23 protein-coding genes are annotated in these 25,252 nt (G+C 72.0%); 19 read left to right on the plus strand and 4 right to left on the minus strand.

What is annotated here, in order from left to right; translation table 11 throughout:
- Nucleotides 1-11 precede the first annotated feature (11 nt).
- The 4 genes from PSH03_RS30050 to PSH03_RS30065 are packed head-to-tail and all read left to right on the plus strand — an operon-like array spanning nt 12 to nt 3,555.
- The gene (locus PSH03_RS30050) at nt 12-1,022 is read left to right on the plus strand and encodes a threonine ammonia-lyase (protein ID WP_210784485.1); all 1,011 of its coding nucleotides are present in this window, start codon (nt 12-14) and stop codon (nt 1,020-1,022) included.
- Nucleotides 1,019-2,149: a D-alanine--D-alanine ligase family protein gene (locus PSH03_RS30055; protein WP_238691088.1), complete on the plus strand. Its 1,131-nt coding sequence runs from the start codon at nt 1,019-1,021 to the stop codon at nt 2,147-2,149. The genes PSH03_RS30050 and PSH03_RS30055 overlap by 4 nt, the downstream gene beginning before the upstream one ends.
- A complete protein-coding gene (locus PSH03_RS30060; RefSeq protein ID WP_238691089.1) occupies nt 2,146-2,823 on the plus strand; it encodes a M15 family metallopeptidase in 678 nt (225 codons plus the stop codon). The genes PSH03_RS30055 and PSH03_RS30060 overlap by 4 nt, the downstream gene beginning before the upstream one ends.
- Nucleotides 2,824-2,880: 57 nt before the next feature.
- Complete coding sequence (locus tag PSH03_RS30065) at nt 2,881-3,555, plus strand: RlpA-like double-psi beta-barrel domain-containing protein (protein ID WP_238691090.1); 675 nt, start codon at nt 2,881-2,883, stop codon at nt 3,553-3,555.
- 55 nt (nt 3,556-3,610) lie between these two features.
- Here the strand turns inward: PSH03_RS30065 and gabT are convergent, their stop codons facing one another.
- Both gabT and PSH03_RS30075 read right to left on the minus strand, forming a co-directional pair.
- A complete protein-coding gene (gabT, locus tag PSH03_RS30070; protein WP_238691091.1) occupies nt 3,611-4,882 on the minus strand; it encodes a 4-aminobutyrate--2-oxoglutarate transaminase in 1,272 nt (423 codons plus the stop codon).
- Between the two features lie 3 nt (nt 4,883-4,885).
- Nucleotides 4,886-6,322, minus strand: a complete 1,437-nt coding sequence (locus tag PSH03_RS30075; RefSeq protein ID WP_238691092.1) for a gamma-aminobutyraldehyde dehydrogenase — start codon at nt 6,320-6,322, stop codon at nt 4,886-4,888.
- Between the two features lie 142 nt (nt 6,323-6,464).
- Between PSH03_RS30075 and PSH03_RS30080 the strand changes: the two genes are divergently transcribed.
- A complete protein-coding gene (locus PSH03_RS30080) occupies nt 6,465-7,904 on the plus strand; it encodes an aldehyde dehydrogenase family protein (protein ID WP_238691093.1) in 1,440 nt (479 codons plus the stop codon).
- Here PSH03_RS30080 and PSH03_RS30085 read toward each other — a convergent pair.
- Nucleotides 7,901-9,163: an SUKH-3 domain-containing protein gene (locus tag PSH03_RS30085; RefSeq protein WP_238691094.1), complete on the minus strand. Its 1,263-nt coding sequence runs from the start codon at nt 9,161-9,163 to the stop codon at nt 7,901-7,903. The genes PSH03_RS30080 and PSH03_RS30085 overlap by 4 nt on opposite strands.
- A gap of 78 nt (nt 9,164-9,241) precedes the next feature.
- Here PSH03_RS30085 and PSH03_RS30090 point away from each other — a divergent pair, with 78 nt between their 5' ends.
- From PSH03_RS30090 to ahcY, 13 genes are all read left to right on the plus strand, one after another.
- Nucleotides 9,242-9,664: a YbaB/EbfC family nucleoid-associated protein gene (locus tag PSH03_RS30090; protein ID WP_210784493.1), complete on the plus strand. Its 423-nt coding sequence runs from the start codon at nt 9,242-9,244 to the stop codon at nt 9,662-9,664.
- Entirely contained in the window at nt 9,661-9,993 is a 333-nt protein-coding gene (locus PSH03_RS30095; protein WP_210784494.1) for a hypothetical protein, read from the plus strand. Before PSH03_RS30090 ends, PSH03_RS30095 begins: the two co-directional genes overlap by 4 nt.
- Nucleotides 9,994-10,008: 15 nt before the next feature.
- Entirely contained in the window at nt 10,009-14,292 is a 4,284-nt protein-coding gene (locus PSH03_RS30100) for a toxin glutamine deamidase domain-containing protein (RefSeq protein WP_238691095.1), read from the plus strand.
- The gene (locus PSH03_RS30105; protein WP_238691096.1) at nt 14,292-14,726 is read left to right on the plus strand and encodes a hypothetical protein; all 435 of its coding nucleotides are present in this window, start codon (nt 14,292-14,294) and stop codon (nt 14,724-14,726) included. Before PSH03_RS30100 ends, PSH03_RS30105 begins: the two co-directional genes overlap by 1 nt.
- A 62-nt stretch (nt 14,727-14,788) precedes the next feature.
- Entirely contained in the window at nt 14,789-15,067 is a 279-nt protein-coding gene (locus PSH03_RS30110) for a hypothetical protein (protein WP_238691097.1), read from the plus strand.
- Nucleotides 15,068-15,077: 10 nt separating this feature from the next.
- The gene (gene nfi, locus PSH03_RS30115) at nt 15,078-15,797 is read left to right on the plus strand and encodes a deoxyribonuclease V (RefSeq protein ID WP_210784498.1); all 720 of its coding nucleotides are present in this window, start codon (nt 15,078-15,080) and stop codon (nt 15,795-15,797) included.
- A gap of 151 nt (nt 15,798-15,948) precedes the next feature.
- On the plus strand, nt 15,949-17,010 hold the full coding sequence (locus PSH03_RS30120) for a hypothetical protein (protein WP_238691098.1): 1,062 nt from the start codon (nt 15,949-15,951) through the stop codon (nt 17,008-17,010).
- Between the two features lie 69 nt (nt 17,011-17,079).
- Nucleotides 17,080-18,465, plus strand: coding sequence for a phosphomannomutase/phosphoglucomutase (locus PSH03_RS30125; RefSeq protein ID WP_238691099.1), 1,386 nt, complete (start codon nt 17,080-17,082; stop codon nt 18,463-18,465).
- 61 nt (nt 18,466-18,526) lie between these two features.
- Complete coding sequence (locus PSH03_RS30130) at nt 18,527-18,712, plus strand: Trm112 family protein (protein WP_210784501.1); 186 nt, start codon at nt 18,527-18,529, stop codon at nt 18,710-18,712.
- Nucleotides 18,709-19,908 carry an SIS domain-containing protein gene (locus PSH03_RS30135; protein WP_210784502.1) on the plus strand — a complete coding sequence of 400 codons (1,200 nt, stop codon included), beginning with the start codon at nt 18,709-18,711 and terminating at the stop codon, nt 19,906-19,908. The genes PSH03_RS30130 and PSH03_RS30135 overlap by 4 nt, the downstream gene beginning before the upstream one ends.
- A gap of 67 nt (nt 19,909-19,975) precedes the next feature.
- A complete protein-coding gene (locus tag PSH03_RS30140; RefSeq protein ID WP_238691100.1) occupies nt 19,976-20,983 on the plus strand; it encodes a cation diffusion facilitator family transporter in 1,008 nt (335 codons plus the stop codon).
- 3 nt (nt 20,984-20,986) lie between these two features.
- Nucleotides 20,987-22,150 (plus strand): mannose-6-phosphate isomerase, class I, encoded by a 1,164-nt coding sequence (manA, locus tag PSH03_RS30145; RefSeq protein WP_210784504.1) that lies wholly within the window; start codon nt 20,987-20,989, stop codon nt 22,148-22,150.
- Nucleotides 22,151-22,429: 279 nt separating this feature from the next.
- A complete protein-coding gene (gene ahcY, locus PSH03_RS30150) occupies nt 22,430-23,929 on the plus strand; it encodes an adenosylhomocysteinase (RefSeq protein WP_091394012.1) in 1,500 nt (499 codons plus the stop codon).
- 94 nt (nt 23,930-24,023) lie between these two features.
- Here the strand turns inward: ahcY and PSH03_RS30155 are convergent, their stop codons facing one another.
- Complete coding sequence (locus PSH03_RS30155; RefSeq protein ID WP_210784505.1) at nt 24,024-24,182, minus strand: hypothetical protein; 159 nt, start codon at nt 24,180-24,182, stop codon at nt 24,024-24,026.
- A 379-nt stretch (nt 24,183-24,561) separates the two neighbouring features.
- On the opposite strand from PSH03_RS30155, the gene mtrA reads away from it, so the two are divergent.
- Nucleotides 24,562-25,251: an MtrAB system response regulator MtrA gene (gene mtrA / locus PSH03_RS30160; protein WP_030331519.1), complete on the plus strand. Its 690-nt coding sequence runs from the start codon at nt 24,562-24,564 to the stop codon at nt 25,249-25,251.
- Nucleotide 25,252: the final 1 nt, after the last annotated feature.

The following is a 25,252-nucleotide window of genomic DNA, read 5'->3' on the forward strand; positions in this document are numbered from 1 at the left end:
GAGGAGAGACGATGACACGCACCGTTGGCCAGGTCCGGGCCGATGTCGAGGAGGCCAGCCGCTGGCTTGCCGGCCGCGTGGTCCGTACCCCCGTGCTGCGCTCCCCGGTGATCGACGAGCGTGCCGGGGCGCGGGTCCTGCTCAAGGCGGAGAACCTCCAGAACGGCGGCTCGTACAAGATGCGGGGCGCGCTGCGCGCGGTCGGCCGCCTCGCGGTGGCCGGCCACACCGGGGTTGTCGCGCAGAGCACCGGCAACCACGCGGTGGCGGTGGCGTTGGCGGCCCGGCAGCACGGGCTCGCGGCGACAGTGGTGCTGCCTGTCGACGCGGCATCGACGAAGGTCGGCCGGGCGCGCGCGGCGGGAGCGCGGGTGGTGTTCGCCGGCACCAGCGTCGAGGAGCGGGTGGCGGTGGCCACCGGGCTCAGCGACGAGAGCGGTCACCCCGTCGTCGACGCGTACGACCACCCGGATGTCATCGCCGGGCAGGGCACCGCGAGCCTGGAGCTGATCGAGGACGCCGAGCGCGCGGGGACGCCGTTGGACGCGTTGGTCGTACCGGTGGGTGGTGGTGGCGGGGTGGCCGGCGCGTGCCTGGCCGCCGCCGGCTCCGGCATCGAGGTGTACGGCGTGGAGCCGGTGGGCTGCGACTCGCTCGCCCGCAGCCTGGCGGCAGGTGTACGCGTGCCGGTCGCGCCGGCGCCCACCATCGCGGACGGGCTGCGGCCGTCCTGCGTGGGGGAGCTGCCGTTCGCCATCGTGCGGGACACGCTGCGCGGGGTCGTCCGGGTCGACGACGACGAGATCGCTGCGGCGTTCCGGCTGATCCTCACGGAGCTGAAGGTGCTCGCCGAGCCGTCCGGGGCGGCGGGCCTGGCCGGCGCTCTCCGGCTTCCGCCGGACCGGGACCGGCAGCGGACGGTCGGTGTGGTGCTTACCGGCGGGAACGTGGAGGAGGCGTTGGTGGCCCGGTTGATGGCCCCGCGATCCGCCGACCTGGCTGAGGAAGGGGCGGCGGCGTGAGCGCGCCAGTTCGGATCGGAATTCTGTTCGGTGGACCGTCGGCGGAGCACGAGGTCTCCGGTGCCTCCGCGCTCGGGGTGGCTCGGGCGCTCGCCGGTGGCGGCTACCGCACTGTCGCCATCGGCGTCACCCGCAGCGGCGGGTTTCGGCTGATGCCCGACGCGCTGCTGGCCGAGCTGCGTGACCGGCCGGCCGGCGAGCGGGCCATCGACGACCAGTTGGTGGTGACCGGGCCGGCCGTCGAGTTGCGGGCCGGTCCGCGTCCGGGTGTCGTGCAGGTGTCCGCCGGTAACGCCCCCGGCGCGGTGCACGCCGAGCTGGACGTGGTCTTCCCGGTGCTGCACGGCCCGTACGGCGAGGACGGTGTGGTGCAGGGGCTGCTGGAGTCACTGAACGTGCCGTACGTCGGGTGCGGCATCCTCGCCTCGGCGGTCGGCATGAACAAGGTGGCGATGAAGCGGGCGCTGCGCGCCGAGGGCATCCCCGTCACCCCGTACGTGTCGTTCGACGCGCACACCTACCGGGCGGTCGACGACCCGGAGAAGTTGGTGACCGGGCTGAGCCGGCCACTGTTCGTCAAGCCGGCCAGCATGGGTTCGTCGATCGGCATCTCCCGCGTCGGCGAGGATGACGACCTGGCCGCCGCCGTGGAGGAGGCGCTTCGCCACGACCAACTCGTCATTGTCGAGCAGGGGGTCGTCGGCCGTGAGTTGGAGTGCGCGGTGCTCGGCGGCTGGCGTCCCGAGGCGTCAGCGGTGGGCGAGGTGCAGGTCAGCGGCGGCTGGTTCGACTACCAGCAGAAGTACTTCGGCGACGCCGACCCGATGATCGTCCCCGCCGTGCTGCCGGACGAGGTGACCGCGCGGGTCCGCGAGCTGTCGCTGCGCGCGTTCGCCGCGATCGGCGGCTGGGGTCTGGCCCGGGTCGACTTCTTCTACGACGAGACGACCGGTGAGCTGTACGTCAACGAGCTGAACACGATGCCCGGCTTCACCGCGCACTCGATGTACCCGAAGGTGTGGGCCGCCGTCGGGGTCAGTTACCGGGAGGTGGTGGACCGGCTCGTCGAGTTGGCCCGGCTCCGGCACGCGGAACGGCCCGCGAGCACGGCGGGGAGCATCAGATGATCCTGCTCTCCGACCCCCGGGTGGCGGCGGTGCCCAGCGCCGACGACGGCGAGGAGTTCGTGGACCTGCGTGAGCTGCCGGAGTTGCGGCTCGACAGCCGGGCGGCCGACCCGGCCGGGGCGTACGCCCGGTTGCGCGCCGGTGTCGTGGACCGCCTGCTGGCCGCGCAGCGTGCCCTGCCCGACGGGCTGCGGCTGCTGGTGGTCGAGGGCTACCGGCCGTACCAGGCGCAACTGGCCATCTTCACCGGCTACCGCGACGAGCTGCGCCGACGGCACCCGGACTGGTCGCCACAGCGGCTGCACCGGGAGACCACGAAGTTCGTCTCACCGGTCGAGGTGGCCCCGCACAGCACCGGCGGCGCTGTGGACCTGACGCTCTGCACCGACGACGGTGTGGAGCTGGACCTGGGCACGGCCATCGACGCCACCCCGGAGGACAGCGCCGACGCCTGCTTCACCGACGCGCCGACGATCGGCGGCACCGCCCGTCGGCACCGGCAGATCCTGGTGGACGCCCTCGGTAGCGCGGGGATGGTCAACTACCCGACCGAGTGGTGGCACTGGTCGTACGGCGACCGTTACTGGGCGCTGATCACCGGGGCCCCGCGCACCCGGTACGGGCCGGTGGACCTGGCCGCCGCACGATCGATACCCGTGCCGGCTGAACGGTAGGACGCTCCGGTCCGTACCGGTGAGTGAAGGACACCACCGAGGACGGGAGTGACGGCGATGAGGGTGCAGCGCAGGCACGTGCTGGCAGCGAGCGTGGCGGTGCTCGCCGCGGTGGGCGTGTCGGTGGGGACCAGCTTCGGGTTCGCCGACACGGCCCCGGCACGGTCGTCGGTCTGCTCCGGCTCGGTCACCTTCTCCGCGGAGGGCGGCGCGCCGGCCGCGACCAGCGACCGGTTCCCGGTGGGTACCCGGCTGCGGGTGACCAACCTGGACAACAACCGGGCGGCCACTGTGACGGTGACCGGCCCGTCGGGCAGTTGTGTGCTGCTCAACGCGGCGGCCATGGAGCTGGTCCGCGAGCCGGGGAAGAACGTGATCCGCCGCAACGTGGTGGAACGCGTCGACGGCGCGGCCCCGCCCGCCGGCGCTCCGGCCCCCGGCACCGTGCGCCCCGGCGCCGCGTCGCCCGGCGCGTCCGGCCCGGCGCCCCAGTCGGTGTGCTCCGAGGCGATCACCTTCTTCGAGGAGGCGGCCGGACCGGCGGCGACCAGTGGGCAGTTCCCGGTGGGCACCCGGCTGCGGGTGACCAACCTGGACAACAACCGGGCGACCACTGTGACGGTGACCGGCCCGTCGGGCAGTTGCGTGCTGCTCAACTCCGCCGCCATGGAGCAGATCCGCGAACCGGGCAAGAACCTGGTGCGCCGCAACACTGTCGAGGTGCTTCGCTGACCTCGGCGGAGGGGCCCGTGCACCGGGCCCCTCCGCCGCTCAGCCTGCTCAGCGCTCAGCCGAAGGCGGCGTCGAGGAGGTCGGCACCCCGACCGAGGTGCCCGTCGGAGATCACCAGCGGGGGCAGGAAGCGCAGCACGTTGCCGTACGTGCCGCAGGTCAGGGTGAGCAGGCCCGCGGCGTGACAGGCCGCCGAGATCGCCGCGGTGGCGACCGGGTCGGGGGTGAGGGTGCCCGGCAGCACCAGCTCCACGGCGAGCATCGCGCCCCGGCCGCGTACCTCGGCGACCCGGGGATCCCGCTCGGCGATGGCCCGTAGCCGGGGGACCAGCACCGACTCGATCCGTCGGGCCGCACCGGCCAGGTCCAACTCGTGCATGGTCTCGATGGTGCCCAGCGCGGCGGCGCAGGCGATCGGGTTGCCGCCGTACGTGCCGCCGAGCCCACCGACGTGCACCGCGTCCATCAGCTCGGCCCGGCCGGTCACGGCGGCCAGCGGCAGACCACCGGCGATGCCCTTGGCGAGCGTCACCAGGTCGGGTTCGACGCCCTCGTGCTGACAGGCGAACCAGTCACCGGTACGGCAGAAACCGGTCTGGATCTCGTCGGCGACGAAGACCACCCCGGCCGCCGTCGCCCAGGCCCGCAGCGCCGGCAGGAAACCCGGCGCGGGTACGACGAAGCCACCCTCGCCCTGGATCGGCTCGATGAGCAGCGCGGCGACGTTCTCCGCGCCGACCTGCTTCTCGATCGTCTCGATCGCCCGGGTCGCCGCCTCCGCGCCGGTGAGCCCGCCATCGCGCAGCGGGTACGACATCGGCACCCGGTAGATCTCCCCGGCGAACGGCCCGAACCGGTGCTTGTACGGCATGTTCTTAGCGGTCAACGCCATGGTCAGGTTGGTCCGGCCGTGGTACGCGTGGTCGAACACCACGACCGCCGGCCGCCCGGTGGCGTGTCGGGCGACCTTGACGGCGTTCTCCACCGCCTCCGCGCCCGAGTTGAACAACGCCGAGCGTTTCGCGAACCCGCCGGGCGTCAACGCGTTGAGCTGCTCGCACACCGCCACGTACGACTCGTACGGCGCGACCATGAAGCAGGTGTGGGTGAACCGCTCCACCTGCGCCCGGACCGCGTCGACCACCCTCGGAGCCGAGTTGCCCACGCTGGTCACGGCGATGCCGGCGGCGAAGTCGATCCACTCCCGGCCGTCCACGTCGGTGATCGTCCCGCCGGACGCCCGGTCCACGTAGGACGGAATCACACTGCCGACACCCCGGGCCACCGCACCGCCGCGCCGCTTGTGCAGCTCCTCGCTCGACGGCATGGCTCAGCTCCCCAGGTTGTGCATGACGTGCTTGATCCGGGTGTAGTCCTCCAGGCTGTAGACCGAGAGGTCCTTGCCGTGCCCGGAGTGCTTGAAGCCACCGTGCGGCATCTCGGAGACGAACGGGATGTGCGTGTTGACCCAGACGCAGCCGAAGTCCAGTCGACGGGTCATCCGCATGGCCCGGCCATGGTCGCGCGTCCAGACCGACGCGGACAGGCCGTAGTCGACACCGTTGGCCCAGCGCACCGCCTCGTCCTCGTCGGAGAAGCGTTGCACGGTGATGACCGGCCCGAACACCTCGTCCTGGATGATCTCGTCGGCCTGACGCAGCCCGGAGACCACTGTCGGCGCGTAGAAGTAGCCGCGTTCGCCCTGCCGGGACCCGCCGGTCTGGATCGCCGCGTGGTCCGGCAGACGGTCCACGAAACCGCTGACCCGGGTGAGCTGGTTGGCGTTGTTCAGCGGACCGTAGAGCACGTCGGCGTCGTCCGGGGCACCGGTCCTCGTGTTGCGGGCCTGCTCGGCGAGCGCCGCCACGAAGTCGTCGTGGACGCCGGGGCCGGCCAGCACCCGGGTGGCCGCCGTGCAGTCCTGCCCGGCGTTGAAGTAGCCGCCCAGCGCGATGGCCTCGGCGGCCGCCGCCACGTCCGCGTCGTCGAAGATCACCACCGGGGCCTTGCCGCCCAACTCCAGGTGGGTGCGCTTCAGGTCGGGGGCCGCCGCGGCGGCGACCTCCATGCCCGCGCGGGTCGATCCGGTGATCGACACCAGCTGCGGCGTCGGGTGCGACACGAGGGTACGACCGGTGTCCCGGTCGCCGCAGACCACGTTGAACACCCCCGGTGGGAAGAACTCGGCGGCGATCTCGGCGAGCAGCAGCGTCGACACCGGTGTGGTGTCCGACGGCTTGAGCACCACAGTGTTGCCGGCGGCGAGCGCGGGCGCGATCTTCCAGACCGCCATCATCAGCGGGTAGTTCCAGGGGGTGACCTGCGCGCAGACGCCGATCGGCTCCCGCCGCACGTAGGAGGTGTGCCCGGCCAGGTACTCCCCGGCGGACCGCCCCTCCAACATCCGGGCGGCGCCGGCGAAGAACCGGAACTGGTCCACCGCCGGGGGAAGCTCCTCCTCGGCGGTGAGTTGGCGGGGCTTGCCGGTGTTGCGGACCTCGGCGTCGACCAGCTCGGCGGCGCGCGCCTCCACGGCGTCGGCGAGCTTGAGCAGCGCCCGCTGCCGCTCGGCCGGGGTGACCTCCCGCCAGCTCTCGAACGCGGTGGCGGCGGCGCTCATCGCCGCGTCCACGTCGGCGGCGCCGGAGACCGGGGCCTGGGCGAACACCTCACCCGTGCAGGGGTCGACCAGGTCGGCGTAACCGCCATCGGACAGGTCGACGTAGGAGCCGTTGACGAAGTTGCGCAGCTGCTGCTGGTCACTCATGAGGGATCACTCCGAGGGGGCCGGGGGCGCGGTTCTGCGGCGGTTATCGCAATCTCTCTGCCATCTTCGCTACTGAATTCGCGGCAGACAAGGGTTATCGCGACTGTTTCCGTCGGCTGGCCGCTCGGCTACTCTGCTCGGCGTGGAGCCCGCAGCCTTCTTCGTCGCCTCCCGCCCCGCCACCGGCGAGGGTGAGTTGACAGTCCACCACCCGTACGACGGCCGCACGGTGGGGCGTACCACATTCGCCACGCCCGACCAGGTCGACGCCGCCGTCGCCGCGGCGGCCGGGGTGGCCGCGCAGGCCGCGACCCTGCCCGCGCACGCCCGCGCGGCGGCCCTCGACCACGTTTCCCGGCGGATCGCCGAGCGCGCGGGCGAGATCGCCGCCCTGATCACCGCGGAGAACGGCAAGCCGCTCAAGTGGGCCCGCGCCGAGGTCGGGCGTGCCGTGTCGACGTTCCGCTGGGCCGCCGAGGAGGCCCGCCGCTTCTCCGGCGAGTTGCAACGACTCGACACCGACCCGGCCGCCGGCGGGCGGATCGCCCTGGTCCGCAGGGTGCCGCGCGGGCCGGTGCTGGGCATCACGCCGTTCAACTTCCCGCTCAACCTCGTCGCCCACAAGGTGGCGCCGGCCATCGCCGTCGGCGCGCCGATCATCGTCAAGCCCGCGCCCGCGACGCCCCTGACCGCGCTGCTGCTCGGCGAGTTGCTGGCCGAGACCGACCTCCCGGCCGGGATGTTCTCGGTGCTGCCGCTGCCCAACGACCGCGCCGCCGAACTGGTCACCGAACCCCGGCTACCGGTGGTGTCGTTCACCGGCTCCGGGCCGGTCGGCGCCGCCATCCGCCGCGCCGCGCCGGAGAAGCACGTGACGCTGGAGTTGGGCGGCAACGCCGCCGCGGTGCTCTGTGCGGACTGGACCGCCGACGAGGACCTGGACTTCGCCGCGCAGCGCATCGCGACGTTCGCCAACTACCAGGCCGGCCAGTCGTGCATCGCCGTCCAACGGGTGTACGTGCACCACGCCCGGCACGCCGACTTCCTGCCCCGGCTGGTGGCGGCGGTGCGGGGGCTGCGGACCGGAGACCCCGCGTCCGAGCTGACCGACGTCGGGCCGATGGTGTCCGAGGACGCGGCCCGCCGGGTCGAGACGTGGGTGGCCGAGGCCGTCGCCGCCGGCGGCACCGTCGAGGTGGGCGGCCTCCGCGACGGTGCTACCTACCCCCCGACCGTGCTCACCGGCGTGCCGCCGAACGCCAAGGTCGTGGCCGAGGAGGTGTTCGGGCCGGTGCTGGTGGTCACGCCGGTCGCCGACGACCAGGCCGCGTTCACAGCGGTGAACGACTCGGCGTACGGCTTGCAGGCCGGCGTCTTCACGCGACGCCTGGACGTGGCCTTCGCCGCCGCCCGCGCGCTGGAGGTGGGCGGGGTGATCGTCGGCGACGTGCCGTCGTACCGCGCCGACCAGATGCCCTACGGCGGCGTGAAGGGCAGCGGCGTCGGCCGGGAAGGGCTGCGCAGCGCGATGGACGACTACACCGAGCCCCGGGTCATGGTGCTGACCGGCCTCACGCTCTAGCCGGCAACGCCGCCGGGCTGGTCGGCCCGCCAGGTGCCGTCGTCGCGGACCCGGGCGGGGGCGCGGCCGAGCAGCAGAGTGGTCAGCGCGGCGTCGATGGTGTCGCCGAGGAACCACTCGCCGGCCTGGTCGAGCGCGAAGACCCGGCCGCGCTCGTCCACCGCCAGGATGCTGTCCTGCTGCTCGGTGCCGATCGGAAAGAGGCGTACGCCGAGCACCGCGCCGAAGTCCGCGAGGGTGTCGGCGGTGTGCGCGATGGTGTGCGGGCGGATGTCGAAACGGGAGATCCACACCTGCTCGCCCCTGCCGCGCCGCGCACCCACCAGGCTGGGGAACGCGGTGAGCGCCTCCACGGCGGCGGGAAAGACCTCGTGCCGATGGTTGCGCCCCGGCACCGACGTGACGTCCCGTACGGCGGCGGCGGCCATGATCTGATCCCCGATGTGTGGCCGCCAACCGGCCGCGACCAGCGCGTTCACGACCTCCGCCGGGAAGCGCCCAGGATCGGGGTCGGCTGCCTCCGGCGCGTTCCAGGTCTCGGTGTAGGCGCGAGCCGACTCCGGCAGGACGTTCGCCCGCACCAGGAAGGCGATGCACGAGTCGCAGGGCCGCTCGGCGGGCCCACCAGCGGGATCGCCCGGCTCACGGACCCGGAAGATCTCGAAGCGGGCGCCCTCCAGCAGCGCCGCTGCCTCGGCCCGCCCCATCGGCGCGATGCCCTCGGCGGCGCGGCGGTGGTCGTACTCGTGCAGAACGTCGGAGACCACGATCAGCTCCGCGTGCGCCTCCCCGCCGCGAACCAACTCGCCGGGGGGCAGTTGGTCGAGGTAGTCGCGGACCAGCGGGTGATGGTGGAGTGGCACGTCGGCCTTCGTGCCCTGGGCCGTCCAGATCCGTCCGTCGATGGTCAGGTGCGCGGCGGTGTTCGGGGTGGCGCCCCGATGGATCTCCCGGAGCAGCAGGCTCGACGGATCGAGAGTGCGGGGAGCTGTCGGCCCGACGGGCTGGCTACGCCGGTACAGCTCCGCCACCACAGTGCTCGGCACCCGGGGCCAGGTGGTGACCGTGCCGGTCTGCTTGTCGATGACTGTCGTCGGCAGGTCACCCGGCACCGTGCGCACCTCGGTGGGCACGACGGACGTGATGACCCACCCCAGGTCGAACTCGTCGACCATCGCGGTGCACTCGTGGCCGAGACGCTGCGAGTCACGGCGGGCCCAGGTGGCCGCGAGCTGCTCGGCCTGTTGACGGTCGATCACGCATTGAAACTACCGGACTACACGGATCGATGGCGGCCGGTATTGTTTCGCTCTACCGACGGTGACGGGAGGGCGGCGATGGACGAACAGGCAGACCGGGGCGTCAATCGCGAGCTACGGGCCCGATTCGACGACGTTTATGGGCAATACCAGCAGCTCAGATCCGGTTTGGACACCCTCCAGACGCGACTCGCCGCGCTGCGGGTGACCCGCCGGTCGGCCGACGGGCAGGTGACGGCGACAGTGGGCGCGCAGGGCCAGTTGATCGAGGTCAAGCTGACGCCGGCCATCTACCGGGACCGCGACGCTGACGCGCTGGGCCGAAAGGTCACCGAAACGATCCGGGCCGCCGCGACCGCTGCCGCCGAGGTCACCCGCGACCTCGTCGCCGAGAGCATGCCGGCCGGCTCCGGGGCGACGGACTTCCTCAAGACCGGCGATTACGCCACGCTGCTCGGCCGGGCCGACGCCGTACTCGGCAAAAATGAGGCGAAGCCATGACCGACGGGCAGCTCTGGCTTGATCCGTCCCGGGCCCGCCGAGGTGGCGCCGACCTGGCGCTCGCCGGCGAGGCGGTGACGGCCCGTCGTGCGGCGGAGGGGGGCGCGATCGAGGCCACCAGCGGTGCCCGGCCGTGGGGTCGCGACGACATCGGTGCCGCCTTCGAGCGCAACTATCGCGGGTTCGAGCAGACAGTGCTGCGGGCCTGGGCCGGCGTCGGGCACCGGCTCACCGAGCTGGGCAGCGACGTGGTCGAGGCGGTCGACGCGAGCGTGCAGACCGACGGGGCCGGCGCCGCCCGGGTCGGTCGGGCCGCCGACCGGCGCTGACGGCCGACGATCCCGATGAGCGTGCTGCCGAGCCCCATCCCGCACCCCCTGGACTACGCGCCGTGGGACGTGCCCGGCTGGATCTACGAGGCCCTCGACTGGGTGGTCGGCGTGCAGTGGCCGGAGGGCAACGAGCGGGCCGTCTGGGACGTCGCCGACCAGTGGTACGCGGTCGCCTCCGTGCTCGCCGGGCCGCACGCCGACGCCGCCGCGGCCGCCGTCGAGGTGCACAACGGGTACGGCGGCGTCGGAGCTGTCGACGCGGCGTTCGAGGCGGCCTGGCGGGGGATCGCCGAGGGTGCCGACGCCCCGCTGCCCGTGCTGCTCGCGGTCACGGCCGACCTGGGCCGACTGGTCGAGGAGTGCGGTTGCGACATCGAGGGCGCCAAGCTGGAAGTCTGGATCGAGCTGGGCATCCTGGTCATCGAGCTGCTCACAGTGGCGGTGGCGGCGGTGCTGACCGCCGGTGCGGCAACCCCGGCCGCCGGCGCGGCGATCACCGCGACACGACTGCTGGTCCAACAGATCTTCAAGCGGCTGATGGGCCAACTGGCCAGCAAGTCCCTCAAGCACGGGCTCAAGGAGGCCGGCGAGCGGGCCGCCAAGGATGTCGCCCGAGGTGGCGCACGCGGGCTCGCCAAGCGGGCCGCCCGTGGCGGGCTGGAGGAGGCCACCGAGGAAGCCGGGGTCACCCTGGCCACCCAGGCGTACCAGAACTCCACCGGGCGGGCACACGGCCTGGACCTGACCGATCTCGGCGCCTCGGCGGTGGGCGGGCTGGCCGGCGGGGCGGTGGCACCGCTGGCCGGCCTGGGCCGGCACGCGACCGGGCGAGCGGCGAAAGTCGGGGAGCACCTGGGGCGGGAGATGACCGGCGAGGTGCTCGCCGACAGCGCGGCGAGCCTGGCCACCGGTCAGGGCCTGACCTCGATGGAGGACGTGGCGCGCGCCGCCGCGTCCGGGGCCACCGGTTCGGCGACCGGGCAGACCGACCACGCGCTACGCGCACGGCTCGACGCGCAGGCCAACGCCCTCGCCGGAGCATCGTTCACGGGCCCCTCCCTCCCGACTGTGCTGCCTGTCGCTGGGGATGTGGCCTCGGCGGGAGCCTCTCCCTCTTCGGCGGCGGCGTCGGCGGCGGTCTCGCCTGCGGTGGGGGCTGCGTCTGCGGGGGCTGCCGGTGGTGTGGCTTCGGGTGCTCTGGTTACGGCTGCGGGCGTTCCTGCGGAGGCCGTCGTGGCGTCGTCGCCGAATCAACTGGCTGCGCCGACGTCCCCGGTTGTCGAGCAGTCACGGGGAGCCGGGCCGGCGTCTCCGGTCGCGGCCGACCCCGTGCTCTCGGCGACGACCACCGACCCGACCACGTCGGCGGTGGGTGCCGGTCCGGTCGCGTCGGCTTCTACTGCCGATCCGGCCACCTCGGCGGTGGCTGATCCGAGTCGGCCTGTGGTGGGTGCTGATCCGAGGCTTTCGTCGGCGTCCGCACCCGTGGTCGGTCCCCTCGAATCGAGCAGCGGGCCGGCTGCCACCGGTGTGCCGCCGGTCCAGCCCGGCAGTTCCCCGCACCCCGCCACCTCCGGACCGACCGCCTGGTCTCCGGCGGCCGGCCCCTCCGCACCGACGATCACCCCCGGCCCGGCGGCACCGACCACCTTCGGCGCCCCGACCACCACCAACGGGCCGCCGCCGGTCGCCTCCACCCCACCGGCGGTGGGTCGGTTCGCCGTGCCGTCGCGTGTCCCGACCCGGGAGGCACCCGCACCGGTGCGAGCGCCCGACCATCCCGCCCGGGGAAGGGCGTCGATCCCCGTCGACGTGGCCGCGTTCGGTGCCCCGTCGGTGCGCGAGCCCGAGACCAACGACTCGTACGCGGCGCAGTGGGCCGCAGCGGCGGAAGCCGCCGAGCGACGGCGCTACCAGGACCACTACGAGTCACTGCGGATCGGGTTCGAGAACAACCGCCGGCAGGCCGAGGCCGCCCGACTGCGCACCCGTGCCCTGGAGCACGATCGCCGAGCCGTCGAGTACGCCACCTACGCCCGACAACTGCACCAGGCCGGCAACCGGCAGTGGGCCGACGGCTGGCAGCGCGCCGCGAACGAGGAAGCTCGCGCGTACGCCGAATGGCGTGACCTGGCAGACGCGGTGCTGGCCGGCACCACGGCCCCGCCGGTCGTGGACATCAGCGCGACCTTCGAGCACGCCAACCGGGACGTGGGCGCCCTCGCGCTCGGCGCGGTGGAGACTGCCGGCCCGTCAATGCTCACCGGCGACGACGATCCGCCGCCGATCGACGACTCCCGGCCGTACGGGCAGCCCGGGGGACTCCGGCCACCGCTCGCGCTGCACCAGGTCGACGTCGAACGACAGATGCCCCGCGATCGAGACGGCACCGTCACCCGCACCGCCGACCCCCGACACGGCGGCTGGTTCCGGCTGCTCAACGACGGCGGTCCCGCTGCCGACGCCACCCGTGGCATCAACTGCCTGGACTGCACACTGTCGCTGTTCGAGACGTGGGTGCACGGGCGACCCCGCGTGTCGGCGCCACGAACCTTCGACGGCTACCTCGACGGTGACATCCGGCGCCCTATCCGTGGCGAGGCAGGCGGCCCGGGTCGGGTGGAGGACGCGACCGGCGGGCGCTACCAACAACTCCTCGCCCCGGCGTCCGGTCACCGTACCGACGCCACGCAGGCGCGACAGGCCGCCGACCGGGGCTACCGCAACCTGCACGACCAACTACTGCTGGGCGGCCACGGCAGCTACTCGTTCCTGGTCACCGAGTGGGCGCACGGCGGTTCGCACGCCTGGGTGGCGCTCAACCAGAACGGCACCGTGCTCTACGTGGACCCGCAGAACGGCGTGGTCCGGGACCGGCCGCTCTACCCTGACGTGGTCGGCATCGACGCGCTGGTGCTGAGCGGAGACGGCCGACCGATGCCGCTCGGCGGACTGCCCCGGGGCCGGTTCAGCGAACGGCCCGACCTGCCGGATCACCCGCCGACGCACGACGACGGCGGCCACGGCGACCCGTACATCAACCGGATGTACCTGCTCCTCGACGGCCCGGGCTCGGTCCCCGATGCCGATGCCGACGCTCCGGAGAGCGCCGATCTCGACCAGCCCACACCGGGTGGCGGTCCTGCGCGCGCCGTTCTGTCGGCCAACAGCGTGGACGACGTCTTCGCGGCGGGGGTGACTCCCGTTGAGTTCGCGACGGTGATCGACCCGCCCACCCTTCGTCGGCTGGTGCCGGACCTCGACGAAGCGTCGTCACGGGATCTCGTGCGACTGTTCGCCGACGACCGGGTCCGGGACATGCTCGACAGCGCTCGGCGAGAGCCGCCCCCGAACGAGCCGGACCTGGCCGAGCGGCTGGTACGGCAGTTGGTGCAGCATCCGGACCTGGCGCGCATGATCCAGTCCACGCCTGAACTCGCGAAGTCGCTGACGGCCCGCCCGCTGACCCTGTACCACCTGGCCAGCCATCAACAGGCCATCGACGTCCTCGCCGAGGTGCTGGATGACGTCGCCCAGCAGGAGGCGGCAGGGCCCGGGGCGCAAGGACAGGCAATCAGGACCGGTAGCGATGTGGACCGACCACAGCCGACGCCACTCACGGACGACCAGCGGCGGATCAGCGCGAGTATTCGGATTCCGGATGATCCACCGACCCAGCGGGGATTCGAGAAGCGTCGTCAGTCTGACCCCTCCTATCGGCAGCATTACCTCGACGATCTCTATGCAGCAGCAGCTGTTGCCCAGGCGGAACTGAATCAGTTGGCGTCGTCCCTAGCCCTTGTCGGTGATCGTCGGGTCGGTGAGCCCGGCTGGCGTCTCCAGCCCAAGGATCGCCGTCGAGCCGAGGACAAGGTGACCAAACACCAGGGCGATGCGTCCAAGCTGCTCGACCTGGCCGCCGCGAAGGTCGAGTTCCGCAACCTCGACGACCTCTACGCCGCCCTCGGGCGGATACGCGACCATCCTGACGTTGTCGTCATGGGCCTCGATGATCGCTTCATCTCGCCTAGGGATAGCGGCTACCGAGACGTGCAACTCCTACTGCAGATGAGGAACGGTCATCTTGCAGAGTTCCGGCTGCACCTGGCCGCCTTGGACGCGGTCGCGGTTTGGGAGCATGTGCTCTATGAGGTGCGCCGCGACGTGGAAGCGCTCGCCGAGGCGGATGGTCGAGCCTTGACGAGGGGCGAGCGAGCGATCACGGCGGGCATCCGCCGCCGCGAGCAGCAGCTTTTCTGGCAGGCTTTGCAGTCAACTTTCGAGGGGAATGCCTGATGGTCGAGGGTCTGTTGCTTCCCTCCTATTACCTCTATTACCAGTCTCCGGTCAAGATCGTGGAAACCCTGGATGGAGGTGCCAGGGTTTGGCGTGTGTCCATCGATACAGGCGGCTGGCACGAGAAGAACGACATTTTCACGGAGATCACCCTCGGTGTTGGGGGTGACATTTTCCGGCGCACTCCTGAGGACTTCGTGCAGGAGGTGGAGCGCTTCCGGGCTCACTATCTCGAGGGCGAAGGTCCGATCTTCGCTCTCTACGAGACGGTGCAGGCGGTCAGAGACGTGGCGAAGGCCGAAGATCGTCACCTGACGCCGAAGGAGCAGGCGCTCATTCGTGGGATTCGGCAGCGGACGTTCGTCATGTTCGAGGAGCAGCTTCGCGCGGCCGGTGATCCTGGCGCGGACCCCGACATAGCAAGAGTGCAGTAGGCATGCTTCGCGGATGGACAGACGGAGGGTGGAGCCCCGGCGGTGCCGAATAAGATCGACGCATGGCGAAATCCGGTACGCAGAGCGTCAGGTCCACCGTCTGGGCCTGGCCGGTCGGCATCCTGATCGGTCTGGCGATCGGCATTCCCGTGTTCGGTGCGAAGGGTGGCGTCGCCTTCGGTGTCGCCCTCGGCATTGCCTTCGCGCTCGGCCTGGGTGCGATCCGGGGCCGGGTCGACGGTGGCCCCGACGGGATGGCCGCCGGGATGGCACCGACGCCTCAGGCCGAGGGTGATCGACTCCGGTTCCTTGAAGTCGGGGCATCCAAGGCCGTGGGATAGCGCGACTTCCGTGAAGCCGAGTGGATCATGGCGCACGCCGGGCACGCCGGGCACGGGGGCGACAGGGCCGGGCAGTGTTGCCGAGGCGGTGGCCGTACAGGAGGAGTTGCGGCCGCTGGTGGACCTGGTCGGGCCGGGGCCGAGCGCGCCCGCGACGGTGGCCGGGCTGGACGTCGCGTACGCCGAGGGTGGTGACCTGCTGGCGGCGGCTGTGACGGTGCTGGACGCCCGGACCCTGGCGGTGGTGGATTCCGCTGTCGGTGTGGGGCGACCCGCGTTCGGCTATGTGCCGGGGTTGTTCGCCTTCCGTGAGTTGCCCGCGTTGCTCGCTGCGCTCGACCGGCTGACCACCGTCCCGGACCTGTTGGTCTGCGACGGGCACGGGCTGGCCCATCCGCGCCGGTTCGGGCTCGCGTGCCATCTGGGGGTGGTCACGGGGTTGCCCGCGATCGGGGTGGCGAAGACGCCACTGGTCGGGGTGTGGGATCCGCCGGCCGCCGGGCGGGGTTCCTGGTCGTCGTTGCGCGACGGTGGTGAGGTCGTCGGTCGGGTGCTGCGGACCCGCGACGGGGTGAAGCCGGTCTTCGTCAGCGTCGGCCATCGGATGAGCCTGGAGAACGCGACAGCGCAGGTGCTCGCGTTGACTCCGCGCTACCGGCTGCCGGAGACCACCCGCACCGCCGACCGGCTGTGCCGTGACGCCCTCGCCGAGGCGGAGCCGGCCCGCTGATTGGCTGGTCAGTCCGGTCGCCAGGAGGTCGGCGAAAGGTGCCGTAAACCGTAACGCCGCACACATGCGGGGCGCTCTATGACCGGTGGGACAGGGGGGCCGGTAGTAGCCTGACCCGCGGACCCCTCTCGGGGAGAACGGCGAGGTGATCATGACAGTGCGTCGACGCGTGGCACGGCTCGCGGCGGTCTGCGGTCTTGCGGGCGGCCTGGTGATGCTCGGCGCGTCACCGGCGCTGGCCGATCAGGACTCGGTCCGGGTGGGCGCGGCCAGTAGCTTCGCCGCCGGTGGTTCCGCGCAGGGGGTGAACGTCGCGGTGCGCAAGCGCACCGACGGGTGCGTCCTGCTGCGTACCGCGCTGGGCTTCAGCCTGGAGGGTCTCCAACCGAACCAGGTGACGGTCGAGGTCAACGCGGGTGGGCGTTGGTTCCCGGTGGCCGTCACCGGCGGCGCCGGCACCGTGTCGACCGCGCAGACGTCACCCTCGAAGCCGACGCTGTGCAAGGGCAAGGGCATCACGGTGCGCTACCGGGTGGCGTTCGCGGCGGGTTCGCCGGGCGGCCGTCTCGTGGTCAGGGGCGCGGGCATCAGCGCCGCCGGCCAGACGCTGGGTCATGCCACCGACGCGGCGCGGCTGACCGGAGGGCGGGTCACTCCGTCGCCGACTCCGTCGCGGTCGAAGACGCCGACGCCGACTCCGACGCCGACCGAGGTCGCGACCGTCGACGAGGCGGTGAACCCGGCGGCGCAGGGTGGCGTCTCCTCGGCGCCGAACACCACGGCGACCGCCGCCGAATCGTCCGGAGGAGGTTCACCGGTGATGTACTTCGGCATCGTGTTGGTGGCGGTCGGACTGCTGCTCATCGTGCTGCTGTTCCGTCGTTCGCGGCAGGACCGCAAGCCGTCCGACGACGCGCCCGGCACCCTGCCGGGCAACCCCGGTGGCACCACCTACCGCGCCGGGGGTGGGTTGCCGGCCGCGCCCGGTCGCCCCGGTCAGGTGTACGGCCAGCAGCCGCCGGCCGCCGCCTGGGGTGGTGCGGTGCCGTCACCGCGTCCGGCCACCGGGGGGGTTTACGGTGCCCGGCCGGACACCCCCGCCCCGGAGGCCACCCAGCCGATGCCGGGTCGGCCCGACGGTCGCCCGAAGCCCGGTGACCCGCCCACCGACGGTGACGGCCACACCGCGTTCATTCCCCGCCTCCCCGGCTGAGCGGAGTACGGCCCGGCCCTCCGTTAGGCTCAGGATCGGTGTCTAACCTGCGGCCAAGGAGTGGAACACGTGTCTGATCTGTCCCAGATTGTGAAGGCGTACGACGTCCGCGGGACGGTGCCGGACCAGTGGGACGAACGGGCCGCCGAGGCACTGGGCGCCGCCTTCACCCAACTGCTCAACTCCACCGACGAGCCGGGCGACGCCGTCGTCGTCGGATACGACATGCGGGCCACCTCGCCCGGCCTGGCCGCCGCGTTCGCCGCCGGCGTACGCGCCGAGCGCCGGTCGGTGATCGAGATCGGTCTCGCCTCCACCGACCTGCTCTACTACGCGTCCGGCTCGCTCGACCTGCCCGGCGCGATGTTCACCGCCAGCCACAACCCCGCGCAGTACAACGGCATCAAGATGTGCCGCTCCGGCGCGCGCCCGATCGGCCAGGAGAGCGGCTTGGCCGAGATCCGGGAGCGGGCCCAGGCCCTGCTGGACTCGGGCGATGCTCGTCCCGCCGGTGCGCCGACCCGGCCCGCCGAGCGGCGCGACCTGCTTCCCGACTACGCCGGCTACCTGCGCAAGCTGGTCGACCTCTCGGGCATCCGGCCGTTGAAGGTGGTCGTCGACGCCGGCAACGGCATGGGTGGCTTCACCGTTCCGACAGTGCTGGGCGACGCAGCCCTGTCGCCGCTGCCGCTGGAGATCGTGCCGCTCTACTTCGAGTTGGACGGCAACTTCCCCAACCACGAGGCCAACCCACTCGACCCGGCGAACCTGGTCGACCTCCAGCGCGCTGTGGTCGAGCACGGGGCCGACATCGGGTTGGCCTTCGACGGAGACGCCGACCGGTGCTTCGTGGTGGACGAGCGCGGCGAGCCGGTCTCACCGTCGGCGATCACCGCACTCGTGGCCGCCCGTGAGTTGGCCAAGCACCCGGGTTCCACGGTGATCCACGGCCTGATCACCTCCAGCGCGGTCGCGGAGATCATCCGGGAGCACGGTGGGCAGCCGGTCGTCGCCCGGGTCGGGCACTCCTTCATCAAGGCGGAGATGGCCCGCACCAACGCCGTCTTCGGCGGCGAGCACTCCGCGCACTACTACTTCCGGGACTTCTGGTTCGCCGACACCGGGATGCTCGCGGCGATGCACACCTTGGCCGCGCTGGGCGAGCAGTCGCTGCCGCTGTCCGTGTTGGCCGGTGAGTACGAGCGCTACATCGCCTCCGGCGAGATCAACTCGACGGTGGCCGACCAGGCGGCGGCGGTGGCCGAGGTGCGCGCCGCGTACCCCGACGCGGTGGCCGACGAGATGGACGGGCTCACCCTGCGTTTCCCCGACGGCGCCTGGTTCAACCTGCGCGCCTCAAACACCGAGCCGCTGTTGCGACTCAACGTCGAGGCGCCCACCCGGGATCGGATGGTCTCGCTCCGGGACGACGTGCTCGACCGCGTTCGCCGATAAGATCGCCTGCGCCGGTCGGCACCGCCGTCGGTCAAGCCGTACACGTGGAAGGAGCCGCGCCATGGCCCTGGATCCGCAGTTGCTCGAGATCCTTGCCTGTCCGGACACGCACCACGCCCCGCTCACCTATGACGCCGAGGCGCAGACGTTGACCTGTACGGAGTGCGGCCGGATCTTCGAGGTCCGCGACGACGTGCCGGTGCTGCTGCTCGACGAGGCGCGCGGCGGCCCCGGGCAGACCTCATGATCGACGGTACGGCCGGGGTCAGCGGGCGCCGTGACGCCGACGAGGCCCTGCTCGACAACCCGCAGGCGTTGGCCGAGGCCGACCCGGGCGGCATGCTCCGGCACACGGCGTCGGCCGGTGCGCAGGTCCGCGAGAGCGCCGCGCTGGCAGCCGAGGCGAACCTCGCGGTGCTCGCCGACGACGGGCGGCCCCGAGCCGTCGTGATCGCCGGCATCGGCACCGCCGGGCGTACCGGGGACGTGCTGGCCACCGTCGCCGGACCACGCTGCCCGGTCCCGATCATCGGGCACCGCTCCGCCGGCGTACCCGGTTGGGTGGGCGCGGCCGACGTGGTGATCGCGGTGAGCGCGTCCGGACGTAGCCCGGAGGCGCTCGGCGCCGCCGAGGCGGCCCACCGCCGTGGGGCCCGACTCGTCGCCGTGGGTGCCCCGGACTCGCAGCTGCAGTCGATCGCCGAGCAGGCCCGGGCGCCGTTCATCCCGGTGCCCCGGCGTGCCCCGGCCCGGGCCAGCCTCTGGGCGCTCACCGTGCCGGTCCTGCTCGCCGCCCGTTCCCTCGGGCTCGTGAAGGTCAACGAGGCGGACCTGGCCGAGACCGCGGCCCGGCTCGACGCGGACGCCGACCGCTGCCGGTCGGCCGCCGAGTCCTTCGTCAACCCGGCGAAGTCACTGGCGCTGGGCCTGGCCGGCTCGATCCCGATCGTCTGGGGTTCGTCCCCGCTGGCCACTGTGGCGGCCCGCCGGTTCGGCGACACCCTGTCGGCGAACGCCCGCTACCCGGTGGTCACCGGAGCGCTGGGTGAGGCCGGGCGGGGTCGGGTCGGGCTGCTCGACGGCGTCTTCGGCGGCCTGGCCGAGGGGGAGCGGGACATCTTCGCCGACCCGGCCGACGACGACGACGGCGAGGGCACCCGGCTGCGGCTGGTGCTGCTGCGCGACGGCGGGCTCAACGCCGAGGACGACACCGACGAGCCGCTCGCCGTCGAGGAGCGCCGTGCGGACGCGGTGCAGACCCTCGCGGAGCGCCGTGGCGTGCGGTGCGACGTGGTGACCGCCGAGGGCGGCTCCGCCCTGGAGCGGCTGGCGTCGCTGATCGCCGTTCCGGATTTCGCCTCGATCTACCTTGCTCTGGCGCACGGGCTGGACCCGATGGCCGTACCGGCCATCACCGAGATGAAGGAGCTGTCGAACCAGTGAACGAACGTAGGGGGCGGCGCGTCATGCGCGGACCGGGCGGCTTCGTGCGGCGAAGCGGAGCGGTGGCATGAGCGCCAACGGTGGGACGAAGGCGATTGTCGCCGCCCTGCTGGCCAACATCGGCATCGCCGTCACCAAGTTCATCGCGTTCCTGCTCTCCGGCTCGTCGTCGATGCTGGCCGAGGCGGTCCACTCGGTCGCCGACTCCGGCAACCAGGGCCTCCTGCTGCTCGGTGGCAAGCGGGCGAAGCGCGCGGCCACCCCGGAACACCCGTTCGGGTACGGCCGGGAGCGCTACATCTACGCGTTCATCGTGTCCATCGTGCTGTTCAGCATCGGTGGCCTGTTCGCGCTCTACGAGGCGTACCACAAGTGGCATCACAAGGGTGGCATCGAGTCCTGGCACTGGCTGCCGGTGGTCGTGCTGGTGTCGGCGATCATCATGGAGTCGTTCTCCTTCCGGACCGCCATCAAGGAGTCCAACCACGTCCGGGGCAACCAGTCCTGGGTGCATTTCATCCGGCGGGCCAAGGCACCGGAGCTGCCGGTGGTGCTCCTGGAGGACCTCGGCGCGCTGGTCGGTCTGGTGTTCGCGCTGTTCGGTGTCACCATGACGCTGATCACCGGCAACGGCGAGTGGGACGCCGCCGGCACCGCGATGATCGGCATCCTGCTGGTCGTCATCGCCGTGGTGCTGGCCATCGAGACGAAGAGCCTGCTGCTCGGTGAGGGTGCCGAGGCGTCCGACGTGGCCGCCATCGAGCGTGCCGTCACCGAAGGCCCCGAGGTGGAGCGGATCATCCACATGAAGACGCTCTACCTGGGCCCGGAAGAGCTGATGGTGGCCGCGAAGATCGCCGTTCCGGCGTGGGAGAGCGCCCGCGACCTGGCGCGCGGCATCAACGCCGTCGAGGCGCGGATCCGCGCCGCGGTGCCGATCGCCCGGGTGATCTATCTGGAGCCGGACGTGTACAGCGCGGCTGCCGCCGAGGCCGGCACCGGTGCCGCGGCCGACACCGCAGTGCCGCAGCCGCAGGACACGTCGGGCGAGGCGGCCGGGCGGCCCGGGGGCTGACGCGTGGAGCCACTGTACGGGCCGATCCGGGACTACGCCTGGGGCTCGCGCTCGGCAATCGCCCTCCTTCAGGGGCGATCGGTGCCGAGCGCGGGTCCGGAGGCGGAGCTGTGGTTGGGGGCCCACCCGGGCGCTCCGGCCCACGTGGATCGCGCCGGCCTGCGGGTGAGCCTTTGTGACCTGGTGCGGGACGAACCAGGGCAGTGGCTCGGCCAGCGGGTGTCCGAACGGTTCGGCAGCCGGCTGCCGTTCCTGCTCAAGGTGCTCGCGGCCGACGCTCCGCTGAGCCTGCAGGCCCACCCGGACGCCGAGCAGGCGCAGGCCGGCTACGCGGCGGAGGCGGGGCGCTCCGAGGGGCAGCGCAACTACTCCGACCCGCACCACAAGCCGGAGTTGCTTGTCGCGCTCACCCCGTTCGAGGCGCTGTGCGGTTTCCGGGATCCGGTGGAGTCGGCCGAGGCGCTCGCCGCGTTCGGCGTACCGGCGTTGGCGCCGGTGGTCGCGGCGTTGCGGGCCGGCCCGGCGGGGTTGCGGACGGCGGTGCGGACACTGCTCGCCTGGCCTGTCGCCAGGCGTCACGACCTGCTGGCAGCGGTGGTGGCAGCGCCGACCGACGGCCCGGACGCGGAGCTGACCCGCCGGTTGGCCGAGGCGTACCCGGGGGATCCGGGTGCGCTGGTCGCGCTGCTGTTGCACCACCTGCGGCTGGAGGCGGGGGAGGCGATCTGGATGCCCGCCGGCAACCTGCACGCCTACCTGAGTGGCTGCGGCGTGGAGATCATGGCGGCCAGCGACAACGTGCTACGCGGCGGCCTGACCCCGAAGCGGGTGGACGTCGACGAGTTGTTGCGGGTGCTGCGCTTCGAGGTGCTCGACGATCCGGTGCGGGCCGCGCAGCCGGTCGGCCCGGGCGTGGACTGGTGGCCTGTGCCGGTGGACGATTTCGCGCTGCACCGGGTGCGGGTCGACGCGGCGGTGCCCTCGGTGACGCTGGCGTTGCCCGGCCCCCGGGTGGTGCTCTGCGCCGGCGGTTCGATCACCGTGGACGACGGTGCCGGCGCGTTGACGCTGGTCTCGGGCGAGGCGGCGATCGGTACCGCGTTGGAAGCGCCGCTGCGGATCGACGGCGCCGGTGTGGCGTATGTGGCGACGTCCGGGCTGCGCTGACCTCGGCTCGGGCTAAAGACACAAGTCCGACTTTCCCGGAATAGCTTGACGTTGCCCTGCCTGAGTGTGACTCTATGAGTACGCAGCGTTATCGCGACGACGGTCCGAGAACGTGCGGGGGAACCAAACCGGGGGGATGCACGGGGCGGGCGGGACGTGGGCGGGAAGGTCCGTCCATCACCGACCGCCCCGTGCGCTGTCCGCGGACCGTGCCTGATGCCCGTCGGCGACGCGCGTAAGGTGGAGGGTCGGCGCAGACATCGTTCGACAGGAGCTTTCATGACCAGCACCCTCCCGGCGTCCGCCAGCGGCACGCCGTCCGAGGCCCGGCCGAGCACGCTCGCCGACGGCGACTTCAAGGTGGCGGATCTGTCGCTCGCCGAGTTCGGGCGTAAGGAGATCCAGCTCGCCGAGCACGAGATGCCCGGCCTGATGGCGATCCGTCGCGAGTTCGCCGAGGCGCAGCCGCTCGCCGGCGCGCGGATCACCGGCTCCCTGCACATGACCATCCAGACCGCCGTCCTGATCGAGACGTTGGTCGCGCTCGGCGCGCAGGTGCGCTGGGCGTCCTGCAACATCTTCTCCACCCAGGACCACGCCGCCGCGGCGATCGTCGTCGGCCCGGACGGCACCCCCGAGGCTCCGGCCGGGGTTCCGGTGTACGCCTGGAAGGGCGAGACCCTGCCGGAGTACTGGTGGTGCACCGAGCAGGTGCTCGCCTGGCCGGACGGGCAGGGCCCCAACATGATCCTCGACGACGGCGGCGACGCCACGCTGCTCGTGCACAAGGGCGCCGAGTTCGAGCGGGCCGGGGCGGTCCCGCCGGTCGAGTCCGCCGACTCCGAGGAGTACGCGGTCATCCTCGAGCTGCTGCACCGCTCGCTCGGCGAGGACGGCCAGCGCTGGACCCGGATCTCCGCCGGCATCAAGGGCGTGACCGAGGAGACCACCACCGGCGTGCACCGGCTCTACGAGATGCACCGGGCTGGCACCCTGCTCTTCCCGGCCATCAACGTCAACGACTCGGTGACCAAGAGCAAGTTCGACAACAAGTACGGCTGCCGGCACTCGCTCATCGACGGCATCAACCGCGCCACCGACGTGCTGATCGGCGGCAAGATGGCGGTCGTCATGGGCTACGGCGACGTGGGCAAGGGCTGCGCCGAGTCGCTGCGCGGCCAGGGCGCCCGGGTCGTGGTGACCGAGGTGGACCCGATCTGCGCGTTGCAGGCCGCGATGGACGGCTACCAGGTCGCCACCCTGGACGACGTTGTCGAGCAGGCCGACATCTTCATCACCGCCACCGGCTGCTTCGACGTCATCACCAACGAGCACATGGCCCGGATGAAGCACCAGGCCATCGTCGGCAACATCGGCCACTTCGACAACGAGATCGACATGGCCGGGCTGGCCAAGCGGTCCGACGTCGAGCGGATCAACATCAAGCCGCAGGTCGACCTGTGGCGCTTCGCCGACGGGCACGCCATCATCGTGCTCTCCGAGGGCCGCCTGCTGAACCTGGGCAACGCGACCGGGCACCCGAGCTTCGTCATGTCGAACTCGTTCGCCAACCAGACGATCGCCCAGATCGAGCTCTTCACCAAGACCGAGGAGTACCCGATCGGCGTCTACGTGCTGCCCAAGCACCTGGACGAGAAGGTGGCCCGGCTGCACCTCGGCGCGCTCGGCGCCAAGCTGAGCACGCTGACCAAGGAGCAGGCCGCCTACCTCGGCGTCTCCACGGAGGGTCCGTTCAAGCCGGATCACTACCGCTACTGATCGACATCTCCGGACCGGGTCGGCTGTTCGCAGCCGGCCCGGTTCGTCGTCTGCGCCGCCGGCTCGGCGGGCTCAGCGTCTGTCCGCCGCCGGGTCAGCCCGAACGGGGGCCGCGCCGGGTGGGCCGGAACCACGTCCAGACGCACCAGACCAACCAGCCGACCGACACCACGGTGGCCAGCGCCCGCAGGCGTAGTGCGCTGAGCAGCAGCACCACGGCCAGCACCGTCAGCCACGGCAGGAATCCCCTCACGGCGGGGATCCTGCCACAGCCGGCTGGCTGCCGGGGCGGTCGTCGGTCCTCGGCAGTGGCTCAGGAGGCTTGTCGTGAACCTCCCCGGTGGGGTGTTCGCCTGCCCGCCCGGGGTAGAAGACGGCGGGGCCACTGAGGGCTCGGCTGTTCGGCTGACCGTCGTCCGGATAGCGACAGCCGGATCGGCCCAGCCTGTGGTGGCGCCCGGCGGCGTCGAAGGGGGATCATGGTGGCAGCCTGGCGACGGCCCGTTCGCGCGCCAGGCACCGCAGCCGTGGCGCCGCCGCCGCGGACCGCGATCACCGGTTTGACGGCGGCGCGAAGCGTTACCGGCGGACGCCGGTCCCACCGAACTGAATGAGGATGCAATATTAATCCCATGAGAGCCCGCGTACTGGTGGTCGACGATGACCCCGCGCTCGCCGAGATGCTCGGCATCGTGCTGCGCAGTGAGGGTTTCCTGCCCTCGTTTGTGGCGGACGGCGAGCGGGCGTTGGCCGCCTTTCGCGACAGCCGTCCCGATATCGTGCTGCTTGACCTGATGCTTCCCGGTATGAGTGGTATCGACGTGGCCCGGTCGATCCGGGCGGAGTCCGGCGTGCCCATCGTCATGCTGACCGCGAAGAGCGACACCGTGGACGTCGTGCTCGGCCTGGAGTCCGGCGCCGACGACTACGTGGTCAAGCCGTTCAAGCCCAAGGAACTGGTGGCCCGGATGCGGGCCCGACTGCGCCGAGGCGAGGACGTGGCCCCGGAGATGCTCACCATCGGGCCGCCGGACAACCAGATCACCATCGACGTGCCCGCGCACACGGTGAGCCGCAACGACGAGGAGGTGAAGCTGACGCCGCTGGAGTTCGACCTGCTGGTCGCGCTCGCCCGCAAGCCACGTCAGGTCTTCACCCGCGAGGTGCTGCTCGAACAGGTCTGGGGCTACCGGCACGCGGCCGACACCCGTCTGGTCAACGTGCACGTCCAGCGGTTGCGGGCCAAGATCGAGCCGGACCCGGAGCGACCGGAAATCATCCTCACCGTGCGGGGCGTGGGCTACAAGGCAGGGACCGGATAGC

The sequence above is a fragment of the Micromonospora salmantinae genome, assembly GCF_022230905.1.
GTDB classification, from domain to species: domain Bacteria; phylum Actinomycetota; class Actinomycetes; order Mycobacteriales; family Micromonosporaceae; genus Micromonospora; species Micromonospora salmantinae.